This window comes from Aminobacterium sp. UBA4908 (assembly GCF_002398115.1).
GTDB lineage: Bacteria > Synergistota > Synergistia > Synergistales > Aminobacteriaceae > Aminobacterium > Aminobacterium mobile.
On the sequence record NZ_DHCG01000004.1, the window covers coordinates 73,846 to 95,898 of the forward strand.

General features: G+C 42.7%; 21 protein-coding genes and 1 pseudogene. 16 read left to right on the forward strand and 6 right to left on the reverse strand.

Features of this window, described 5'->3' with window-relative positions:
* Positions 1 to 16: 16 nt before the first annotated feature.
* Positions 17 to 586 (reverse strand): annotated as a pseudogene (locus B4J50_RS05000) (peptide-methionine (S)-S-oxide reductase MsrA); the annotation flags it as partial.
* Between the two features lie 354 nt (positions 587 to 940).
* Here B4J50_RS05000 and B4J50_RS05005 point away from each other — a divergent pair.
* The 4 genes from B4J50_RS05005 to B4J50_RS05020 all read left to right on the forward strand — a co-directional run bounded on the left by B4J50_RS05005 (position 941) and on the right by B4J50_RS05020 (position 3,918).
* Entirely contained in the window at positions 941 to 1,696 is a 756-nt protein-coding gene (locus B4J50_RS05005) for an ABC transporter substrate-binding protein (protein ID WP_286847782.1), read from the forward strand.
* 95 nt (positions 1,697 to 1,791) lie between these two features.
* Entirely contained in the window at positions 1,792 to 2,466 is a 675-nt protein-coding gene (locus tag B4J50_RS05010; protein WP_024821209.1) for an amino acid ABC transporter permease, read from the forward strand.
* Between the two features lie 2 nt (positions 2,467 to 2,468).
* Entirely contained in the window at positions 2,469 to 3,254 is a 786-nt protein-coding gene (locus B4J50_RS05015; RefSeq protein ID WP_024821210.1) for an amino acid ABC transporter ATP-binding protein, read from the forward strand.
* Positions 3,247 to 3,918, forward strand: a complete 672-nt coding sequence (locus tag B4J50_RS05020; protein WP_286847781.1) for an amino acid ABC transporter permease — start codon at positions 3,247 to 3,249, stop codon at positions 3,916 to 3,918. The genes B4J50_RS05015 and B4J50_RS05020 overlap by 8 nt, the downstream gene beginning before the upstream one ends.
* A 193-nt stretch (positions 3,919 to 4,111) precedes the next feature.
* Here B4J50_RS05020 and B4J50_RS05025 read toward each other — a convergent pair whose 3' ends face one another.
* A complete protein-coding gene (locus B4J50_RS05025; protein WP_286847780.1) occupies positions 4,112 to 5,056 on the reverse strand; it encodes a ketopantoate reductase family protein in 945 nt (314 codons plus the stop codon).
* Positions 5,057 to 5,187: 131 nt separating this feature from the next.
* Here B4J50_RS05025 and B4J50_RS05030 point away from each other — a divergent pair, with 131 nt between their 5' ends.
* The 5 genes from B4J50_RS05030 (at position 5,188) to B4J50_RS05050 (ending at position 9,883) form a co-directional block, all read left to right on the forward strand.
* Positions 5,188 to 6,069, forward strand: a complete 882-nt coding sequence (locus tag B4J50_RS05030) for a phosphate ABC transporter substrate-binding protein (RefSeq protein ID WP_286847778.1) — start codon at positions 5,188 to 5,190, stop codon at positions 6,067 to 6,069.
* A 118-nt stretch (positions 6,070 to 6,187) separates the two neighbouring features.
* Positions 6,188 to 7,084: a phosphate ABC transporter permease subunit PstC gene (gene pstC, locus B4J50_RS05035; protein WP_286847776.1), complete on the forward strand. Its 897-nt coding sequence runs from the start codon at positions 6,188 to 6,190 to the stop codon at positions 7,082 to 7,084.
* Positions 7,084 to 7,917, forward strand: coding sequence for a PstA family ABC transporter permease (locus B4J50_RS05040; RefSeq protein ID WP_286847775.1), 834 nt, complete (start codon positions 7,084 to 7,086; stop codon positions 7,915 to 7,917). The genes pstC and B4J50_RS05040 overlap by 1 nt, the downstream gene beginning before the upstream one ends.
* A 60-nt stretch (positions 7,918 to 7,977) precedes the next feature.
* Positions 7,978 to 8,667, forward strand: a complete 690-nt coding sequence (locus B4J50_RS05045; protein ID WP_286847773.1) for a phosphate ABC transporter ATP-binding protein — start codon at positions 7,978 to 7,980, stop codon at positions 8,665 to 8,667.
* A 232-nt stretch (positions 8,668 to 8,899) separates the two neighbouring features.
* Positions 8,900 to 9,883, forward strand: a complete 984-nt coding sequence (locus tag B4J50_RS05050; RefSeq protein ID WP_286953966.1) for a biotin--[acetyl-CoA-carboxylase] ligase — start codon at positions 8,900 to 8,902, stop codon at positions 9,881 to 9,883.
* On the opposite strand, the gene bioB is transcribed toward B4J50_RS05050, so the two are convergent.
* Positions 9,822 to 10,835, reverse strand: coding sequence for a biotin synthase BioB (gene bioB / locus B4J50_RS05055; protein ID WP_286847769.1), 1,014 nt, complete (start codon positions 10,833 to 10,835; stop codon positions 9,822 to 9,824). The two genes, B4J50_RS05050 and bioB, sit on opposite strands and share 62 nt — an antisense overlap.
* Before the next feature lie 286 nt (positions 10,836 to 11,121).
* Between bioB and B4J50_RS05060 the strand changes: the two genes are divergently transcribed.
* Entirely contained in the window at positions 11,122 to 12,372 is a 1,251-nt protein-coding gene (locus B4J50_RS05060; RefSeq protein ID WP_286847768.1) for a putative DNA modification/repair radical SAM protein, read from the forward strand.
* Positions 12,369 to 13,160 carry a TIGR03915 family putative DNA repair protein gene (locus B4J50_RS05065; protein WP_286847766.1) on the forward strand — a complete coding sequence of 264 codons (792 nt, stop codon included), beginning with the start codon at positions 12,369 to 12,371 and terminating at the stop codon, positions 13,158 to 13,160. The genes B4J50_RS05060 and B4J50_RS05065 overlap by 4 nt, the downstream gene beginning before the upstream one ends.
* Here B4J50_RS05065 and B4J50_RS05070 read toward each other — a convergent pair.
* The 3 genes from B4J50_RS05070 to B4J50_RS05080 form a co-directional block, all read right to left on the reverse strand.
* Positions 13,157 to 14,773 (reverse strand): Na/Pi cotransporter family protein, encoded by a 1,617-nt coding sequence (locus tag B4J50_RS05070; protein WP_286847765.1) that lies wholly within the window; start codon positions 14,771 to 14,773, stop codon positions 13,157 to 13,159. The genes B4J50_RS05065 and B4J50_RS05070 overlap by 4 nt on opposite strands.
* Positions 14,774 to 14,869: 96 nt before the next feature.
* Positions 14,870 to 15,670, reverse strand: a complete 801-nt coding sequence (locus B4J50_RS05075) for an inositol monophosphatase family protein (RefSeq protein ID WP_286847764.1) — start codon at positions 15,668 to 15,670, stop codon at positions 14,870 to 14,872.
* Between the two features lie 30 nt (positions 15,671 to 15,700).
* A complete protein-coding gene (locus B4J50_RS05080; protein WP_286847763.1) occupies positions 15,701 to 15,952 on the reverse strand; it encodes a hypothetical protein in 252 nt (83 codons plus the stop codon).
* 542 nt (positions 15,953 to 16,494) lie between these two features.
* Here B4J50_RS05080 and B4J50_RS05085 point away from each other — a divergent pair.
* The 5 genes from B4J50_RS05085 (at position 16,495) to B4J50_RS05105 (ending at position 22,053) form a co-directional block, all read left to right on the forward strand.
* Positions 16,495 to 17,520, forward strand: a complete 1,026-nt coding sequence (locus B4J50_RS05085; protein ID WP_286847762.1) for an ABC transporter substrate-binding protein — start codon at positions 16,495 to 16,497, stop codon at positions 17,518 to 17,520.
* A complete protein-coding gene (locus B4J50_RS05090; protein ID WP_286847761.1) occupies positions 17,517 to 18,380 on the forward strand; it encodes a betaine/proline/choline family ABC transporter ATP-binding protein in 864 nt (287 codons plus the stop codon). Before B4J50_RS05085 ends, B4J50_RS05090 begins: the two co-directional genes overlap by 4 nt.
* Positions 18,381 to 18,425: 45 nt before the next feature.
* Entirely contained in the window at positions 18,426 to 19,277 is an 852-nt protein-coding gene (locus B4J50_RS05095) for an ABC transporter permease (protein ID WP_333593012.1), read from the forward strand.
* Between the two features lie 120 nt (positions 19,278 to 19,397).
* Positions 19,398 to 20,996 (forward strand): DEAD/DEAH box helicase, encoded by a 1,599-nt coding sequence (locus B4J50_RS05100; RefSeq protein WP_286847759.1) that lies wholly within the window; start codon positions 19,398 to 19,400, stop codon positions 20,994 to 20,996.
* A 382-nt stretch (positions 20,997 to 21,378) separates the two neighbouring features.
* Positions 21,379 to 22,053: a GntR family transcriptional regulator gene (locus B4J50_RS05105; protein WP_024821228.1), complete on the forward strand. Its 675-nt coding sequence runs from the start codon at positions 21,379 to 21,381 to the stop codon at positions 22,051 to 22,053.

Here is a 22,053-nt window from a genome sequence, read left to right on the forward strand (position 1 = left end):
ACATGTCGTTTTCTGTCTAATCTCGATTTTGCACAACGTTTTTTAAACGCCGCTGCCCCTCATCCGATAGCCCGAGACCAGGCACATCTTTTTCTAGCATAGAAAGAGTCCCTTCTCCGCCAAGATATCCATTCACACGAGCTACGGACGTAGAATTCAAGAAATCTTCGTACTGTGGGTATTGAACTTGATACTCCCGCAAAAGTTCGCGATGAAGCCGAAGCCAATATTTTTGATGATAGGCTTCCGCAAGATAGAAAACCTTAAGAGGCATAATTTTTGTCACAACCGGGCGATTTCCTTGACGGTTCATCGCTTCCTTCCAAGCAAAAGCTTCTTCTCTTTGCTTTTCATCGCTATAAAAAATTGCCGACATATATTGTCGTGCAAAAGAAACACGAGTAGAGTCGTGACTCTCCGCGAAAATGGAAAGTAACTTTTTAAAAGAAATTACTTGAGAATCATAATCTATTTGAATGCTTTCTATATGGTTCCCCAGATTATGATACGTGGGGTCCTCTGTATCTCCCCCTGCATATCCAACACGTGTACTAAGAACCCCTCGAATGATCCCGAACCGGGCATCTGACCCCCAGAATCACCCGAGGGCAAATGTAGCAGTAGCACGGGAAGAGGCAGAGCTGGGTAAAACTATCCCTAAAATGGCAAGTACGGCTATAGAGATAATAAAAAGGCCTTTCAGGAAAATCATTTTTCTCTCCCCCTTTTCTCTTCTTCACGCCCTTCAAAAATTATTTTACATGGAAAAGGGTCTCTGGCATACCCACAAAGAAACTCTCTTTCTGCCATATTTTTAATCAATCGATTTTTTAACGCATTGACAGTTTAAAGGTCTTTCTCTATAATCTTTGATCGACTGGCACTTTAGCATGATAAATTATCATCTTGAAAAATAAAAAATTATGAGGGGGCATGAGGTATGAAAAAAAAGTTAGTAATAATCATGGGCTGTCTTCTTCTTGTTCTGACAGCCAGCGGAGTAATGGCAGCGGAAAAGAAGACGTACATCGTAGGAATTGATGGGGATTATTATCCCTACTCTTTTATTGGCCAAGATGGTAAACCCACAGGATTTGACGTGGAATCTATCGAGTGGATCGCTCAAGAGATGGGTTTTGAAGTAAAGGTACAGCCTATGGCATGGGATGGCATTATTCCTGCCCTGCTCGCAAAGAAAATAGACATGGTCTATTCGGGTATGACAGCCTCTCCTGAGCGGAGAAAAGTAGTTGATTTCAGCAAGGTATACTGGATCATTAATCAGGCTGTCTGTGTAAAAGCCGAATCGGAAATCAATATGGGAAATCTTTTCGACGGTAAAAAAACTATAGGAACTCAACGAGGTTGCACAGCAGCTTTGTGGTTGGAAGATTACCTTGTAAAGCCAGGAATTCTCCCAAAAGAAAATCTTAAACTCTACGATAACTTTCCTCTAGCTGCAAAAGACCTGGAAAACGGCCGGATCAATGCAGCCATGATGGACGATGTTATTGTTGCTAAGGCAGTAGAGGGGAAACCTCTCAAAGTTATTGGAACAATCTCTACGGGAGAAGAGTACGCCGTAGCAATTCGTAAAGAGGATTCGGACCTCAAAGAATTAATCAATACCGGTCTTGATCGCCTCATGAGCTCTCCAAAATGGAATGAACTCAAAGCAAAATACAAGATGTTCTAGACATCTTTAAATTCAAATCTGACTTGAAGGGGGATGATTTTCCTTCATTCCCCTCTTTTGGTTTAGAAATATAAACAGAGGGAGTGCGTAAGAACATGGGAAGTCTGGAGGTTATTTTCATATCGTTACCATATCTACTTCAAGGAGCTCTTGTAACTCTAAGAATTGTGGCTCTTTCACTAGGGCTAGGGCTTTGTATGGGATTGCCTCTGGCTGTAGGACAAGTATATGGCTCTCCTCTTACACAAAAAATAGTAAAATTCTATGTGTGGATTTTCCGAGGCCTTCCGAACCTTGTTCTTCTCTTTCTCTTCTTTTTCGGCATTTTCCCTTCCATTGGAATTGATGCCTCAGCCTTCACAACGGCAGTAGTAGTTCTGGGGCTTCGAAGTGCAGCCTATCAATCCCAGATTTTTAGGGGGAGTATCTTATCCCTTGGAGAAGGACAAATGTTGGCGGCGCGCTCTTTAGGCATGAGCAAAGGACAGGCTATTAAATCTATTATTTTACCCCAGGCCATACGACTGGCTCTTCCTGGATGGTCTAACGAATACCCCATCCTTCTCACCGATTCCTCGGTTACATATGCCATTGGCGTACTGGAAATATTGACCCGGGCTAATCTGGTTGTCTCCAGAACATATCAGCCCATGCCTATTTTTCTCACATGCGCCATTATCTTTATTTTGTTGAATTACGGAGGAATGCGACTCCTTCACTATGCAGAAGGTAAGTTTCGTATTCCTGGTTTTGGAAATGGAGAACGGTAACCATGACGACATTAACGCAACAAGAAGACGTTATCTTACGAGTAGAGAATATTCATAAATCCTATGGGAACGTAGAGGTACTGAAGGGAGTTTCCTTTTCTGTCAGGAAAGGAGAGACAAAAGTCTTCATAGGCCCTTCTGGTACAGGAAAAAGTACGCTGCTTCGTTGTATCAACCAACTGACCATCCCGGATAAAGGGCAAATTTGGCTTCATGGAGAAGAGGTAACTCACTCTAAAAAAAATATTAATTTTTTTCGGCAGAAGATGGGAATGGTTTTTCAGAATTTTTACCTCTTCGATCACCTTACAGCGCTTCGTAATGTGGAGATCGCTCTTATCAAGGTGAAGGGAATGAAAAAAGACGCTGCTCGGGATAAAGCCATGGAAGAACTCTCTCGTGTAGGAATGGACTCTTTCGCTCAACACTACCCTTCCCAGCTTTCTGGAGGTCAGGCTCAGCGAGTTTCTATCGCCAGGGCCTTAGCTATGGATCCTGACGTCATGCTTTTTGATGAGCCTACATCTGCCTTGGATCCTGAACTCATAGGGGAAGTGCTGGAAGTCATGAAAGATCTCGCCAGAGGAGGGATGACCATGCTTGTAGTTACACACGAGATGGGATTTGCCTGCTCTGTAGCCAATGAAATCATGTTTATGGAGGAGGGGACAATTTTGGAAAGCGGGAGTCCGGAAAAACTATTAAACGCCCCTCAATATGAAAGGACTCGCCAATTTTTAAGAAAATTAACAGATCTTTACGGAGAGTTGGGGAAAGTCAATGGATGATCTGCTCTTCATTCAAAAAGATGTACTTCCGGCTTTGTTGGAAGGACTCATTGTATCGATCAAGCTTATTATATGGTCGATTCCCTTTGGCTTGGTAACAGGGACACTTATAGCGGTTGGAAGAGTGTACGGGAACAAGTCCATTTCTTTTTTCTGTAAGCTTTACGTCATTTTCTTCAAGGGAACTCCCCTTTTAATTTTACTTTTTATGCTCTATTTCGGTCTACCGTCCATGGGGATTTCTCTCAGCCCTTTCGCAGCTTCAGTTCTGGGATTTGTCCTCTGTAACGGCGCCTATAATTCAGAGTATATTCGAGGGGCTATACAATCTGTAAAAGGCGGCCAGCTCATAGCCGCGCAAGCTTTAGGCATGACACGAGCCCAAGCTGTCTGGAATATTATTCTTCCTCAAGCGTTACGACGAGCTATTCCAGGGTGCTCTAATGAAATGATCTACCTGATCAAATATTCGTCTCTGGCATATATGCTCACGTGCATAGAGCTCACTGGCGCCGGGAAAATAATAGCAGGGCGTTCTTTTAGGTACACCCTTGTCTTTTCCGTCGTAGGCATCATCTATCTCTTTATGGTAACTCTTGCCAGTTGGCTTCTATCGATCCTCGAAAAAAAACTTTACATCCCTGGATGGAGCCAAGAAAGCTAAAGGGGACGAGCGACAAAGGGTCAAGCTCTCCCCTCCCTATCGCTTGACGTATAGGTATATCTTCACGAAACTGAATGCCCTTTACAAAAACAAGCTTCTTTAAACATATCACCTTGCGTCAAATGGTAGGAGAAATGGAACTTGACTGCTTTATTTACATGCACTCTTTCTATTTTTTTATAGACAGCAGCCCCTACCTTCTCTCTTTCCCTGAAGTTAAAATTTTGTTATGAAGACGTCGATATATTTGATCATACACGGGAACTGGAACTTGAAGCGAAGATGCCAAATGAACGACAGCCCCTACAAATGTTTCGAGCTCAACTCGACGTCCCCTGGAATAGTCCAGCTCCATAGAGGATCGCGTCCCCGAAGGGAAAGACCGGGCTTGGGCAAGAGAGCGATCTACAATATCTTCAGGGAGAGAAATATTTTTCTTCTGGGCTAATTTATGAAGCTCCTCCATAAGTTCGCGGAGTGTCTGCTTTAAGTAGGGATCGGACAATACCTCCCCGAATGTTTTTTCAACCAACGTAGTTATGGCCGCCATAGGGCTCATAAAAATAAATTTTGTCCATACCGCTTCTTCCACATGAGGCGTCAGTTCAAAAGAGATACCTGCCTCTTTCATTACACTTTCAAGCTCTCCATATCGTTCAACCCTTCCATCGAGAGGGCCTGCCACCATTTTACAACTGCCCCCTACCTGACGTACCTCTCCAGGCGCCGATATATACGCAGAAATATATACGCATCCGTTGAAGAAGACCCCTTTTAAACTCGCTTTCTCCAAGAGATGCGGATTATCGATGCCATTTCCCACAGGAATAAGCAATGTGCGGTCATGACAAAGAGAATGAACTGTTTCGGCCATATTGAAGAGATCATACCCCTTCACCGCAAAAAAGATTACATCCACAGGGCCAATGTCCACAGGAGACGAAGAAACCATATGGGGAATTGCACGGAACGTATCAGAGAGGGTCTTAACAATCAATCCTTCTTTTTTAATTTGCGTCATATGCTCTCCACGGCAAAGGAAAGAAACTCTATGTTGTTGCGACTTTCCATAGGCTGAAGCCAACCGCCCCCCAAAATATCCACCAACACCACCAAGACCCGCAATACAAAAATCCACGAAGCTCCCCTCCTCTTCTCTTCTCTGATGAAAATTATTTTGAATCAAGTCTATTGTAATGGACAGAGACTTTTTTGCGGGCTATAATCTTGTTGCAAATAAGGAATATATAATATAGGAGGTAGTTATAGTTGAACAAAAAGATCCGCTTTTTATGTTTGTATCTTGCGGTTTTAGGGCTTTTTTCCCTTGGGAAAGTACGCGCTCATGCTGCGGATGGGCAACTTTTTTTTAAAGGATCCTCTACGCTGGCCCCTGTTGTTTCTCAAATATCCAAGCAATTTATAGAGAAATATGAAACTTGGGATAAAGTGGATTCCTCCTTACCAAATACAAAAATTGAAATTTTCGTATCAGGCGGCGGTTCTGGAGAAGGAGTAAAGGCGATTCTTGATGGCACCAGCAATTTGGGCATGACAGCTCGAGCAGTATCGGAAAAAGAGAAAAAATCTGTGGGAGATTATCACGAGTTCCATCTTGGGACAGATGCTCTTACAATTTCGGTCCATCCTGATAACAAGGTACATGAGATCAAGCCCAACCTCACTAAAGAAGAGTTAGTCAAGATATTCAGTGGCGAGTATAAATATTGGAATGATTTGGATTCCAGCCTTCCTAAAGATGAAATCGTTATTGTAATTCGAGATATTGGCGGTGGCGCTCATGAGGTGTTCCAGAAAACTGTCATGGGAAAAGTAGACGTAACTCCCAATGCCATACAGGCACCTTCCATGGGAGCACTTGTAACAAAAGTTATGGAGAATAAAAACGCTATTGGATATGCTTCCTTCGGAATGGTCAATATGAATAAAGGGAAAATCATTCCCCTTAAAGTAGATGGTGTTGAACCCACTGTTGAAAACATTCTCAACGGCTCCTACACTATAGCTCGACCTCTTCTTATAATAAAGAAAGGTGCCATGAGCGCTAATGAAAAAGCTTTTGTAGACAGTCTTCTCTCTGAAGAAGGAATGGCTGTTGTAGAACAAATGGGCTTCGTACCGGCCCAATAGCGATTAATAAACGTTATATTAAAGAGGCCGGAGACATTGTTCTCCGGCCTCTTTTGTTAATGATACACAAATTTTTAGCATATCTGGCTCGGAAACATAATTTAGGAGGTTCTTGCTTGTGAAAAACTCTTCTTATCTTTTCGTCGAGGAGGATAAAAGAGGGAGGTTTTTTGTAATAATATGTAAAGGAGTGACTCTCCTTTCTGTCTCCCTTTTATTTTTTATGTTCCTTTTCATAGCAAAAGAAAGCCTGATATTTTTTCAAAATACCCCTCTACGGGCCTTTCTTACAGGACAGCGTTGGAATCCTCTTGCTACGCCTCCAGCTTTTGGTCTGGCGCCAATGATTGCAGCTACTGTTTATGTTTCAGTGCTGGCCACCGCCATAGCTTTCCCTATCGGAGTAGGAGTTGCCACATTTCTTTCTGTACTAGCAGGCAATAAACTCCCAAACATCTGTCTTCCGCTTATTGACCTTATGGCTGGGATTCCTTCTGTAGTGTACGGATTCGCAGGGCTTTTAATCATCGTAAAATTTTTTGAGACCCACTTCTCTTTCTCGTCTGGAGAATCAATATTGGCTGGGGGAATTCTTTTGTCTGTTATGATTCTACCCTACATTATCTCTACATGTCATGAATCTGCAACAAAAATTCTTCGCCGCTACAAACACGTTTCTACTGCCCTTGGAGTCTCCCGTTGGCATATGATCCGATATTTGCTCTTCCCTTCCATGTCTAAGGCCCTTTTTTCTGCTCTGATTCTTTCTTTTTCCAGAGCTATGGGAGAAACGATGGCCGTCATGATGGTGATAGGGAACAGTCCCATTTTTCCCAAGCTTCTTCATAAAGCACAAACAATTCCCGGCCTTATCGCTCTGGAAATGGGGGGAGCCCACGTTGGAAGCCCCCATTATCGCGCTCTTTTCGCCGCTGGATTCGTACTCATGTTCGTGTTGTTTGTTTTTAATACCCTGTTTTTTATAATCGAAAAAAGTCTCGAAGGAGATGCGTAATGAATAGATTCCGTCGTTATCGGGGAATTCGCATTTGGCTTTTCATAAGTATATGCCTGACCTTCGCATCACTGGCCATTATTCTAGGCTATATATTCATTCATGGAATTAACGAGCTTTCCATCCAGTTTCTGCTGGGAACACCCCAAGGATTCCCTCTTGGGATAGAGGGGGGAATTTGGCCTGCCATTATGGGAAGTCTCGGTTTTACAAGCATTGCTTGCCTTTTCGGATCCATACTTGCCATTCCCACAGCTATTTGGCTGGTTTTTTACAATAAAAATCTTTGCATTACCAGTCTTTGTCACTTTTTTATTTACTCTATGGCAGGAGTACCTTCTATTATTTTGGGGCTCTTTGGGTACGCTTTTTTCGTAGTTACTCTCAAGTTAGGTGTATCGCTTCTTTCAGGGGGACTTATTCTCGGTGTTATGATTTTCCCTTTTATAGAGGTCCGCGTTGAGAAATCTTTTCGGGAATTTCCTCTTCAACTTGTCCAAGCTTCATTAGCATTAGGCGTTACAAGAACCTGGACTCTTTTCCACCTTGTTTTCCCTGCAAGTTTAGGAGATATAGCTAGCGCCATCGCTTTGGGGGGCAGTTTTGCCATGGGAGCTACAGCACCTATACTCTTTACTGGAGCAGTCCTCTTCGCCCCTGTGCCTCGTAGTCTTTTCTCACCTGCCATGGCTTTACCTAATCATCTTTATATTCTTGTAGGACAAGGAATCTCTTTAAGCAAAGCTTATGGGACCGCTCTCGTCCTTATCATTATCCTGTTAGCCTTAAATAGTGTGCCCATCTTTATAAGAATGCACAGAAAGGAAGGGTAGCAAATGGATCCTATGCTTGAAACCCGCAACCTATCTGTATCCTTTGGGGGGAAGGTTATATTGAAAGGAATAAACGTTTCTATCCCTCCTCACCAGATTACAGCCATTATTGGCCCCTCAGGGTGCGGAAAATCTACTTTTCTAAAAAGTTTGAACCGACTTATTAACGAGGAGGAAGGTGCCATTACAGAAGGGCACGTTTTACTTGATGGAGAAAATATTCTCTCGCTACAACCTGAAAAGGTTCGCCGAAGAATTGGTATGGTTTTTCAAACACCAACACCTTTTCCCCTCTCCATATTCGATAATATGGCCTATCCTCTTCGATATTATGGATATAAAAAAGAGAATATTCATACTATCATTATAGAAAAGCTAAAAATAGCGGGGCTTTATGAAGAAGTACAAAATAATCTTTCTATGAAAGCAACTCTCCTCTCCGGTGGACAACAGCAGCGATTGTGTATTGCAAGAGCTCTTACCGTAGAGCCGGAAATCCTACTTCTCGATGAGCCATGCTCTGCTTTGGATATAAAAAATACTCTGAACATAGAAACAATGCTTGCGAAGCTCTGTGAACACTATACGATTATTATCGTAACTCATAATCTATTCCAAGCGCGACGATTAGCTCATAAAACTCTCTTCATGCTCGATGGAGAAATAGTAGAAGAAGGCTGTACCTCGACTATTTTTAGTCAGCCTCAGGATGAACGGACAGCTGAATATATTTCGGGGATTTACGGCTAAAGGCAGCCCATAGCCTACTTTTCTCCCATGACAATAATTATTGGAATGAAGTGCTATAATTTTTATCGGCGATGGCGTTCCGCCTCAAACCGCTGTTGTTGCATGGGCAGGCATAATGTTTGGGAAGACAATACTACTGTAAATTGTTTTGATAGCACAGCCCTACAAGGCAAGGCATAGTTTATGGCAAGGACGATATCTCCATATATTGTTATGGTAAGGGAGCGATTTTTTGAGAAAACATATTATAAATATTTTAAAAAGAGCCCAGGGAACATACGTTTCTGGACAAGCTCTCTGCGAGGATCTCGGGGTCAGCCGCACTGCTATATGGAAACATATCCAGCAATTACGAGAAGAGGGATATGAAATAGACTCCTCTTCCCGTAAAGGCTATCGTCTTATACATGTTCCAGACCTGCTCAACTCTTACGAAATAGAACCCCTCCTGACCACAACCCATCTCGGTCACCCTATTTTGCACTATAAGAAGCTGGATTCCACTAACATAGAGGCTCGGAAACTAGCTCGCGAAGGAGCAACACACGGAAGCGTTGTCGTGGCAGAGCACCAAACTACAGGACGCGGTCGTTCTGGCCGAGGATGGTTTTCCGCACCTGGTACATCCATCCAAATGTCTCTCATCCTTCGTCCAGATCTAGCTCCGTCTCTAGCCGCTTCCGTCACTCAGGTAGGAGCTGCTGCCGTAGCTACGGCTCTTCAGGAATTAGGGTTGTCTCCTCAAATCAAGTGGCCCAACGATGTCCTTTTATCGAAGCGCAAGGTATGTGGCATTCTCACTGAAATGAGCTGCGAGCTCGACCACATTGAACATATCATTATTGGCATAGGAATAAATGTTAACACTCCCTCTTTCCCAACAGACATTTGTTCTGTTGCTACATCGGTACAGATAGAAAAAGGCACCCCATGTGATCGTAAAAGCCTCATGGCCGCTATTCTCAACATCTTTGAGCCTCTCTACCAGGGTTTTCTTGAAGGACATCTCCATCCTGCCTATCTGCGCATTTGTCGAGAGCTTTCTATTCTCATCGGAGAGGAAATTACATATGAAAGCTCTCAGGGAGTCACTACTGCCACCGCAATAGACATCGATTCATCAGGCCATCTCGTTGTGCGCCATAAAAATGGCTCTACCGAGGCTCTTCTTTCCGGAGAAGTCCATTTGGGAACAGAGTCATATCGTGAACACTAGCCGAGAGCCCGGCGGAAGCAACCATCTTTAAATCTTCCTCCACCGATTGTCCAGTTGTCGTAAGATAATCGCCTGTGAGAAGGCCATTTATTCCGCTGTGGAGCCCCTCTACCACGTGGACACCAAGGGCCTTTCGCCCCCCTGCATAACGAAGAGTAGCGTGGGGGAGAAGGAAACGAATAAGAGCTCCTGATAGCAGTATTTCGTGTACCTGAGGAATGCGGCAATCCTGCAGAGGAGTTCCTGGAATAGGGGTGAGGATATTCAAGGGGAACGAGACAGCCCCTGCCTGAGCAGCAAGAGACGCCATTTCGAGACGATCTTGAAGGGTCTCTCCCAACCCCATAATCCCTCCTGAACAAAGCTCAAGACCTGCTCGACGAGCACAAGAGAGGGTTTTCAACTTATCTTCTATAGTATGGGTAGAACAAATAGAGGGGAAAAAGTTCGGTCCAGTTTCCAAATTACAGTGATATCGGCTTACTCCAGCTGAAGCTAGTTGACGAGCCTGTTTCTCAGTAATAAGGCCATGAGACCCACAGAGACGCAACGATGTTTTTGAAGCAAGCCCTTCATATATTCGACAGAGATGGTCCATATCTTCAACAGAAAGACAACGACCACTTGTAACAAGGGAAAAACGATGAACGCCCTTCGCTTCGCACTGTTGAGCTTCATAAAGAGCCTCGGGAAAAGAAATAAGGGGTTTCGGAGCGCAATGTGTATTCCACCAAGCCGACTGAGCGCAGAAAGCGCAGTCCTCACTACATCGACCAGACCTGGCATTCAAAATAGAACAAAGTTCCACACCCGTACCAGCATATTTTTGTTTCACAGTATCAGCGGCTTCTAAAATCTCTTTAAGGGGAACTGTCTCTGCCCAAGAAAGAAGTTTTTTCAATGGTATTGATATAGTACCTGTGCGACGAATATACTCATATATTGACTCCATAACACATCCGCTCCAATTCTGCAGGCGATTGGGCGTTTACGAAATGTAACGCCAGACATGCGTCCATCCACGTCTTAATGCACTATAAACGAAGGCATCTTTATATGTCAACCATATCTAAAAAATAGATGACAATTCTCTTTAAAACCTTTTTTATGGGGGAATGGAAAGGATATAATAGAGGGTGGAGGAGACTCCCCGGGAATGCCCCCGAATTTGCATCCCCGGGGCTGCAGCCGTCCCCGAACCATAATAACAGTATCCTAAGAGAATGGAAGGGGAAAAAATGGACACGGAAGGGAAACTTATTATTCTTGCTGATGCAGCTAAATACGATGTATCATGTTCTTCCAGCGGAAGCCAACGTAAAAATCCGTCAGGAATAGGCAACGCCAGCCTTGGAGGAATATGTCATTCGTGGACTGCTGATGGCCGGTGTGTCTCTCTTCTGAAAGTTCTTTTCTCAAACGATTGTATCTATGACTGTGCCTATTGTGTAAATCGACGAAGTGTCGACCGCCCACGAGCTACGTTCACTCCAGAGGAGCTTGCCGGACTCACCATTAATTTTTATCGCCGTAACTATATAGAAGGTCTATTCTTGAGCTCTGGCGTGTATAAATCTCCTAACCATACAATGGAGTATTTGCTTCAAACACTTTTGCTTCTTCGGCAAAAGCATAGATTCGGCGGATATATACACACAAAGGTGATTCCAGGTTCTGATCCAGCGCTCGTTGACGCTGTTGGACAATACACTGATCGCATGAGCGTCAATATTGAACTCCCCACAGAAAAAAGCCTTACATTGCTCGCTCCCCAGAAAAGCAAGGAGTCGATCTTGCGTCCTATGAAACACCTCACGAAACGCATTGAAGAAAATCAGCTGGGAAAGCCAACATGGCGTGGCAGGAAAGCCCCTCTTTTCGTTCCGGCAGGACAGAGTACACAGCTTATTGTAGGGGCAACCCCAGAAGATGATCTTACTGTCCTTCGTCTTTCTGAAAACCTTTACTCTCACTACAACCTCAAGCGAGTATATTATTCTGCCTATGTTCCGGTCTCTGATAACCCATTGCTTCCAGCGCTATCAACACCCCCCTTGCGGAGAGAGAACAGGCTGTACCAAGCTGATTGGCTACTTCGCTTCTATCGTTTCAAAGCCAGTGAGCTTCTTGATGAAAAGAGGCCCTATTTTGATCTGGATCTCGATCCCAAAACAGATTGGGCGCTGCGGAACATCCAATTTTTCCCTGTAGAGGTCAACAAAGCTTCGTACGAGCAGCTTCTTCGAATTCCAGGCATTGGCGTAAAATCCGCCAAGAGAATTGTTGTTGCGAGAAAAAACAATATCATCTCTTTTGAGTTACTCTCCCGCCTCGGAGTCGTTATAAAGCGAGCTCAGTATTTTATTACATGCAATGGAGTATTTCGCGGAGATAAAACTATGGATGAGACGAGACTCCGCCACCACTTTTTAGCAGAGCGAAGTAAATTCACATCGTATGGGCAGCAGCTCTTTCTCTTTGAATCATGATCATTTACAGTTACGATAGTACTTTTGATGGTCTTTTATGCACTATTTTTGAAGCTTCTTTAAGGCAGCTTCGGCCAGAGAACATTATCAGAAGGTTTCAAGAGCGAGAGCAACAAAACCTTTTCCAGACTATTCATGTGGGCACTCGCCCTAAAATAGCAGGAGCTGTTTATACTTTATTGAAGGAGCGAGGAGGACAGGAAGCTCTCACAACTGCATATTATGCCTTCCACGGAGAATTTCCTCAGATAGATATGGCCATTTTTAATTATTTAGAGATGGTTTGGAAAAGAGGGAAAGAAGCTCAAACTCTATTTTCTAATGAAAGTGTTCTGCAAACACTTGACGCACAAAGGAGAGTATCGAGAGAGCGTCATATGTTTTGCGGCATTTTGCGTTTCAAAGATCTCGGAGGCATTTTTTACGCCCCTATCGCCCCGGAACACTATATATTGCCTCTACTCGGTAACCACTTCGCTCACAGAATGGCTGATCAAAATTGGGTCATTCACGACACGGGGAGAGGCAAGGCATTGATTTACGATCAGCGATGTTGGTACGAAACGGACTTTCATCTCCAAAAATCTCTCAATGTCCCACAAGGCGAGAAAGAGTATCAAAAGCTCTGGAAGACCTTTTTCAATAGCGTTACTATAACATCTCGAAGGAACAAAGGACTCCAGAAAAGGAATATGCCAATGAGGTACTGGCGCTACCTTACAGAAATGGATGACTCCATCTCTCTTACTCCCCCTCGCTTTACTGATCCGAAAGACGACAACGATTAATGGCGATGAGTTTTGGCTATATCGATAGCTATAAAGGAAAGATTATGGGCATGGTCTCCAATTCTTTCCAAGTTACTTAAAATATCGATGAAAATGACTCCAGCCGATGGCTGGCATTCCCCCCGGTTCAATCTCCTGATATGGCTTTTCCGAAGAGATTTCTCTTTTCTATCCACCTCTACCTCTAACACATCTATCACTTCATGAGCTTTATTTATATCTTCTTCTGCCACCGATTCGAGACTGAGGGTTACGGAACGGAAGACTGTATCGAACATATCTTCAAACTCCGACAAGGCTACAGGAGAAAAATCCAGACGATGTTCCACCTTATACTCGTATAGTTCTATTAAATTTTGGCAGTGGTCACCAACTCTTTCTATGTCGCTAATTCCATTCACATAAGAAGAAAGAACTGTGGAAAGATCACTCGGCAAGCCTTCTTGCCATATTTCCGCAGCATATTTTGCGATAGCATGGGTGAGCTCATTCAATATTTTCTCCGATTCATTTACCTCTTCGACCATCTTTGAATCGTTCTCAAGAAAAGCTTTTTTTACCCCCTGTAACATAGAAAGAGCCACAACTCCCATACGAGCGATTTCTTTTTTAATAGCATCTACAGCTGCCGCGGGAGATGCCACAACAAGCTTAGGATCCAAATATTGGGGCCCAACCCGTATTCCATTATCCTTAGTGGGGACCATCTTTTGAATAACTTTTACAAAAGGCGAAGTGAAGGGGAGGAAAAGAAGGGTATTAACAACATTAAAAAGAGTATGGGCATTGGCAAGTTGTCGGGCAATTTCCGATGATGTAAGAACTACTGCCGCTTTGAAAATTGGTAAAAATAGCACGAAAATAAATACCCCAATAAGGTTAAACATCACATGAGCCGCTGCCGCTTGTTTCGCAGACCTATTAGACCCTAAAGATGCGATAACAGCCGTTATAGTCGTACCTATATTATCTCCAAGAAGAATAGGAATTGCCGCATCAAGAGATAGAAGTCCCTGGCTTGCCATGGCAATGGTAAGACCAATGGTAGCAGAGCTTGCCTGAACAACCATAGTAACTAAAGTTCCTACTAAAACGCCTAAAAGGGGGCTGCGGCCGAAAAGCAAGAAGAGATCTTTTCGTCCCTGAAGAAAAGACATTGCACTTTCCATAGTCTGCATTCCTAAAAAAAGGAGACCAAACCCTACAAGCCCATTCCCAATATACTTTCGTCGCTTAGATTTACCGAAAACAGCAAGAATCATACCTACACCAATGACGGGGAGAGCAAAACTTTTAAACTTAAAGGCTATGATCTGGGCTGTTACAGTCGTTCCTATGTTAGCCCCCATAATAACCCCTACTGCTTGTTTCAAGGTCATTAGACCTGCATGAACAAAACTCACCGTCATAACCGTCGTTCCGCTGCTGCTTTGAATAAGTATCGTAACTAATGTCCCAATAAGAACGCCTCGAACTGGTGTGCTGGTAAGCGAGCCAATCAACTTGCGTAGTCTGTCTCCTGCCAAATCTTGCAAGGCATCGCTCATAAGCTTAATTCCAAACAGAAAAAGCCCAACACCACCCAGAACCTGAAATATGCTTGAGAGTGGCACCTGTACAATCCCCCCGGACAATAGAAATATAAAAACGCCCTACATACAAAGATTTGCTTTAAGATCTTAACTTTTAAAGTACTTTATAATCTCTCTTTATTGTATAAGTGATCGGTTTCCTTCTACGATCGCAAGTATTTCATTGTGAATGAACCCATTACTACAGAGAACATCCTGATTTCCAAGCCCCTGAATAGGATTACCACTCCAATCTGTTACAAGCCCTCCAGCTTCCTCAAGAAGAAGAATTCCCCCATAAAAATCCCAAGGTTTCAGATCCATTTCAAGATAGCTATCAAGTCTTCCACAAGCTACATAAGCAACATCCAGAGAGGCCGCTCCTCGCCGACGCACGTCATGACACTGCTCATAGACTTTCATTACAAGAGAAATTTCTTTTTTCCCGAGCTTTTTATTGTAAGCAGTTCCGAAACCAACAAGACTTTCTGAAAGAGTTGATGTTGTCGAAACACGGATAGGTGTGCCATTTAAAAAAGCCCCTTTTCCTCTCACGACAGAAAAAAACTCTTCATTGATGGGATCGTAAATATAACCCCTTTGAACAGTTCCCCTCTCAACATATGCTAGAGAAATGGCAAAAGCAGGATAGTTATGATAAAAATTTACCGTTCCATCGATAGGATCAAGCACAAATGCCTTATTGCAAAGTTGAGCTTTATCGCGAGACGATGACGATTCTTCAGCTACAATAACACTTTCCGGGGAAAGCTTTTGGAGATGACTAACTATAAATCGCTCTACTTCCATGTCCGTTGCCGTTGTATAGTCTGACAACGATCTTCGACGAGCAATATATGTACTCTTTCGTTCTTTAATAATATCTCCCGCCTCTTTCAATAAAGAGATCAAAGATGCGGATAAAACGTCAATAACCAAAGTATGTCTCCTTTTTACCTAGAGTTTCTTCTACTTTTCTATATAAAGAGAAACTCTTTTTCCATAATTTTTTTTCGCTTTTTTTAAATATTCTGTTACTGCCTCAAAAGGCAAATTTCTATCGGCTGCGAGAGCTGTTATCTCATCACCAATCTGCTGCCAAAAAATATGGCTTTTTAAGCCTCTCTTTTCTTCCTCTTCTTTAGGAATCATGGAGTATAGACACTGATTTTCACTCTCTTCTAGAAGATCGGAAATTATTATCTTCCACATGCTATACACACCGTTTCCTCCTTGTTTCTTCAGCCCTTTTATTTCAAGCTATACAGACGACTTTGATCATATACCGAACCCTACGTAAATGGAAGGGTCCATTCATAACTCAGAGAATGTTTTCTTGACTAAATTATTGTACAGTGTTACTATTTGCCCCATTGCGCTCACAGGCCCTACGAAGCAAGCAACCTTGCGCTCACGAAGGAAGGTGACTGAAAGGGTTAAAGGGTTGGAGAGTTAGACAATAGAATTAAAAAGAGAAATTTGGGCATTACTTGTTCTATACTTCACAGTGATCTGGTTGTAATTATTGTGTTTGAACCCAACAATCATATTAAGCAAAATATATAAACGCTTTTCCAGTAGATGGGAGTCATAATATCTCCCCTTTTTCTGTGTTGTATATCCCCCTATTTAATACTACGAATCAGTATTTGTTTTAAGGCACTCTCCTTCAAACAAGGGAGATTTCTTTTTTATGTTCGGAAATACCTGCTCTATTTCCCTCACCAGTATATCTACCATCCCATCAAAAGGAGTGGATACATTTGAAGAAAAACTTTTTAAGGAAAACCATACTTATAGGCGTATGTATGTTGATTATTCTCACTGTTGAAACCTTGCCATTACGAGCAGCAGAAGAAAAAGTAACTTTCATTGACTTCAGCTGGGATAGCGTACAAATACACAATCGGATAGCTGGCTACATCATAACGTATGGCTATGGAAGAGAAACTGATTATATGTTTGCAGAATCTCTTCCAGGGATTCTTGGCATCGAACGAGGAGATGCCCAAATCACCATGGAACTTTGGGCAGATAATGTTCATGAATGGTGGCAAAAGGCACAAGAAGAGGGAAAAGTTGTATCCCTCGGAGAAAATTTCCCCGATGCACCGCAAGGGTGGTATGTGCCTACCTATGTAATAAAAGGGGACAAAGCCCGCAAGTTACAACCTGTAGCTCCCCTTCTGAAAAACGTAAAGGATCTCCCAAAATATTGGAAGTTATTTAGAGATCCGGAGGAGCCTTCAAAAGGTCGATTTTACAATGGCCCGGCAGGGTGGAAAGTTCATAGCATCAACCTTAATAAGTTAAAAGCTTACAATCTTTATAAAACATATGAAGCTTTTGACCCTGGTTCTCAGACAGCTCTTGCATCAGCCATCGCTTCAGCTTACGAAAAAGGTGAACCTATTTTGGCCTACTATTGGGAGCCTACAGCCATTATGGGTAAATACTCCATGACAAAGTTAGAGGAGCCTCCCTACAATAAAAAAATATGGGAAACCACTCGAAAATGTGCTTTTCCTTCAGCAAAGGTCTTAATTTTGGCAAACTCCCAATTCGTTCTATCCAACCCTGATATTGCAGAATTTTTAAAAAGATATCAAACCACTATCGACCAAAATAACAACGCTCTAGCTTACATGAGAGACACGAATTCCACTGTTATGGAAACAGCGATCTGGTTTTTAAAAACATATTCGAGGGTTTGGAAGGAATGGGTTCAAGATGAAGTGATAATTAAAAAAATTGAAATGGCCCTTGAAAAAGGGGACATTTTAGGATGATACAGAACCAGAACAATAAAAATCTAGAAACAGTCCTTGAAATAAAAGATCTATGGAAGGTCTACGCAAGAAATAATATGAACATAGATGTAGAAAACAAGGACCTGATTGCTCAACTTGACAAATCAGAAGACACTATAGTGGCCATACGAGGTGTATCCCTCTCAGTCAGACGGGGAGAGGTTTTTGTCATTATGGGCCTTTCAGGAAGTGGAAAATCTACGTTGATTCGATGCATTCTTCGCCTCATTGAACCTACATCTGGGAAAATACAAGCAAACGGGCAAGAAGTTACGGCTCTTTCTCAAAAAGAGCTTATCGAATTTCGGAGAAAGCACGTAGCCATGGTTTTTCAGCATTACGGATTACTACCCCATAAGACAATACTCCAAAATGTAGCTTTTGGGTTGAAACTACAGGGTATTTCAAAAAAAGAGGGGGAGGAACGTTCTCGCTCCGCTTTGAACCATGTCGGCTTGGAAGGATGGGAGAATTATTACCCTCAATCTCTAAGTGGAGGAATGAGACAACGTGTAGGCATCGCGCGAGCTCTTGTAATGGACGCTCCTATTTTGCTTATGGATGAGCCTTTCAGTGGCCTTGACCCCCTTATAAGAAGGGAGATGCAAGACGAACTTGCCCGCCTTCAACAAGAGCTTCATAAGACTATCTTTTTCGTCACGCATGATTTGGATGAAGCCATACAACTTGGAGACAGGATGGCTATCATGAAAAACGGGACTATTGTTCAAACAGGTCGTCCTACCCATATTCTTGCAAATCCAGCTGATAGCTACGTTGCGCGATTTGTCCAGGACAAACGGCATCAGTTAGAAATAGCTAATAAAGAATCTTTTTAAAGGAAAACAATATCAACGAGATATAAAAGGAAGGGGAGAAAAAACATATTTCCGGAAACGCTTGAATTTCATATTGCAGATTTCGTAAATAGTGGAGTGGACTATCTTCTTGAAAAGTTAGCCCCTACCTTCGACAGTATCGCCAACGGCATTTTAGAGGTACTTCTAGGAATAGAAAACTTGTTAAGCGCAATCCCTTGGTGGGGCTATGTGTTCCTCGTAGGCTTCTTAGCTTGGAAAGCTACAAAACGTTTATGCTCAACGATCATTTTACCCATGTCTATCCTGATTATAGGAGTCTTTGGATTATGGGAACTTGCTATAGGAACACTCTCCATCGTCGTTGCAGCAGTAATTTTAGCACTTTTGATGGGAGTCCCCCTGGGGATACTCATAGCAAAAGTTCACTGTGTAGGGCCTATTTTTCATCCTATTTTGGATGCCATGCAAACGATGCCAAGTTTTGTTTATCTCATTCCAACCATGATGTTTTTTGGTTTGGGGAAAGTCCCAGCTGTACTGGCCACCCTTATCTATTCTCTACCGCCAGTAATACGCTTAACAGCTCTCGGGCTCAAACAAGTTCCCAAACCAGCTCAAGAAGCGGCTATCGCGTATGGAGCGACATCGTGGCAATTGCTAAAAGAGGTGCAACTTCCGCTAGCTATGCCCACTATTATGGCTGGAGTTAACCAAACAACAATGATGGCGCTGTCTATGGTAGTTGTAGCCTCAATGATCGGCGCTCAAGGGTTGGGGCAGGAGGTTCTTCTTTCTATTAACCGTATCGACATGGGACGCGGTTTCGAAGCAGGAATCAGCATCGTCATTATGGCTATTGCCATAGATAGGATCACCCAGGGTTTTGCTCGTCACCTGGATCCGACGAAACGTTAAAGGATCTTTAAATAAACAACTTTTCGAGAAGGGGCTGTACAGCCCCTTCTTTTGTACTGATATAATATAAAAATAATAAGTTGGAAGGTATTATCTAAGTAAAGGGAGATCTCAGCAGATATGGTAAAAAGCTTCTACCCGTGGCAAATAGAGGCATATAAAAAAATACGGGAAGAAAATGCCGTTCTTTCTGCCCCTACAGGGTCAGGCAAAACTCTTGTTGCCTATCTTTGGTCTGGACTCCTTGATAAAGAAGGGAACCCGCAAATTCCCGATATATCAAGGGTTATATTTACAGCTCCTATAAAAGCATTGAGCAATGAAAGATATATGGACCTTCGACGTATGGGATTCGATGTAGGGATCGAAACTGGCGACTTCAAAAGAAACGAAGAGGCCCCTATTATTTGCTGCACTCAGGAAATCTATACCCTAAAATATACAAAGGCTCCTCACCAAAAATTGATTATTGACGAGTTTCACTATATTTTTGAGGATCCAGACCGAGCGCGGACCTACATAGACGGCATTCGAGAAACGGCCCCCACTACCTCAATTCTCGTCATGTCCGCAACCTTCAGCGAACCGGGAGCTATCGGAAGGTATTTAGAGTCTATTACCGAACGTTCTTTTGTGGTTTACCAAGGGGAGGAACGGGCTACAGAGTTGATTTATACCCCTAAAAAACCCGCTCAAATCTACAATATACATGATGCCCTCGTCTTTGTTTTCTCTCAGCGAGGAGCCATGGATCTAGCTTACTCCATTGCAAGAACTCGTCGCCGCATTCCTAAAGATCAACGAACTCGACTCTATGAGCTGGCTACGATTCTTGATGTCCCCAAGGTCCAAATGCCTCTCTTATGCGGGGTAGGAATCTATCATGGAAGCATGCTTCCCAAAGAGAAGCTTCTTGTAGAGTCCGCTTTTCGCGAACGTATTCTCGATGTAGTTGTGGGAACTAATGCTCTAGCTCTTGGTGTCAACCTGCCAGCAGAAAGCGTTATTTTTGCCCAGCTCGTGCAGTTTCATGACAATGCGCCTATCAGCAAAAACGCATTTTTACAGATGGCCGGGCGGGCAGGACGAAAAGGCCTCTTTGAAACAGGATATGTAACATGGCTTTCTCAATCTCCTTGCGAGCATCGAGGCTATGAGACAGGGGACGTTTTTAAGGAATTGCTCCATATTGACCCAGAAGCAGCTTCAGTCTCTTTACGCCCAGCGTGGGGGCAACTTCTCCGCCGAGAAATACATATTAACGATGAGGCAGATTATATTAGTAAATATTCTCTCCCTCCTATGGATCCGGCCATTCTCAGAGGGGAACTCCGCCAAGGACTGCAACGTATAGATCGGGCTCTGCGACGAATGGTACGTCCCCAGCACCGGAAACGATTTAGAACCCTTTTGGCAGAAATTTGGTACGAAGAAATGAGCGCTGATGAAAATCTGGAAATGGCAAGACTCTTTTTTGCAGAAGAAAAGCCAGAAGCTCTTTTTGCCGCTCAACTTATCGCTCCTTATGAACGAAATTATCTTCAATCTCTTTTAAAAATTAAACGGTATGCCAATCATCTTCCCCCGGGATATTCTTTCCGCAGCATGAGGGAATTAAATCAGACAGTCGATGATATTGATCCTACAATTTATGGTTTTGAAGAGAAAATCAACGAAATCGAAGGATCCTTACGAGGAGACGAACCTCCTTCGTTATAAAACAGGCGAAGAAGTTCTTCTATATTTTTATAAACTTGTTTTTTATAGACCCCCAGTCATCCAAAAAGATGACTGGGGGTCTATTTTTGTTCAGTTATTTTTAAACATCGTTACAGATATAAATAGATTGAATCTCAAAATCTTAATATTCCCATTTTCTTTATTCTCGAATTTAGGGCATAAAAATTTATTGGTATACTAGTTTGAGATAAATAAAAGATAAAAACTATTAGCCTCCTCTTTAGGTGATGACAAAAAATATTTTTTGTTTTATAAATATCATGTAAACATGCTTAAACACTAGTTTTTTTATCTTGCTATACATTCTAATTACAGACCTGTATAAGAAACTAAAAAATCTTTTTTATTGGTGGTATGCCAGATGAAGAATAATAGTTTAGCTTTATCTGTATATCAAAAAATAAAAACCTCCATCCTCTCTCTCGAATACCCCCCTGAAGCTATTCTCCAAGAGCGAGTTCTTGCAGACTCTTTAGGGGTAAGTCGCACTCCCGTTCGTGAAGCTCTTCATCGTCTTTCTCAGGAAGGATGGTTAAAAATTCATGCCCGAAAAAATATTCAGGTTCGTTCTGTCTCAGTGGAAGACCTCAAAGAAGTCTTCCAGGTTCGACGCACTCTTGAAACAGCTATGCTAAATCTTATTTTCAATGCAAAACTCCACCGACAGGCAGCCGATGTTATGAGCGAACATATTTCACAGATGAAAGACTCCATGGACAACCTGTACTCTTTCATATCTTCAGACCAAAACTTTCATTCAGCGAATTTCTCGGTTTTTGGGAATGTTCGATTCCAAAAATTTTGGAATGCTATCAGCGAAGAAATGATATGGCTTGGAGTCATGGCTATGGCCGCAGGGAAAGAGCGTTTTCCCAGAGTCCTTGCTGATCATTCTGTTTTTTGCAGTGCTGTTCGAAATGGACAGAGGCGGGAAGCCAAAAAAGCCCTACTGGCACATCTCGACGATACAGAATTGATTCTCCATAAGCGCATGGTAGCTATGGATCAAGCTCTATATGACAAAAAAATGTCCTAA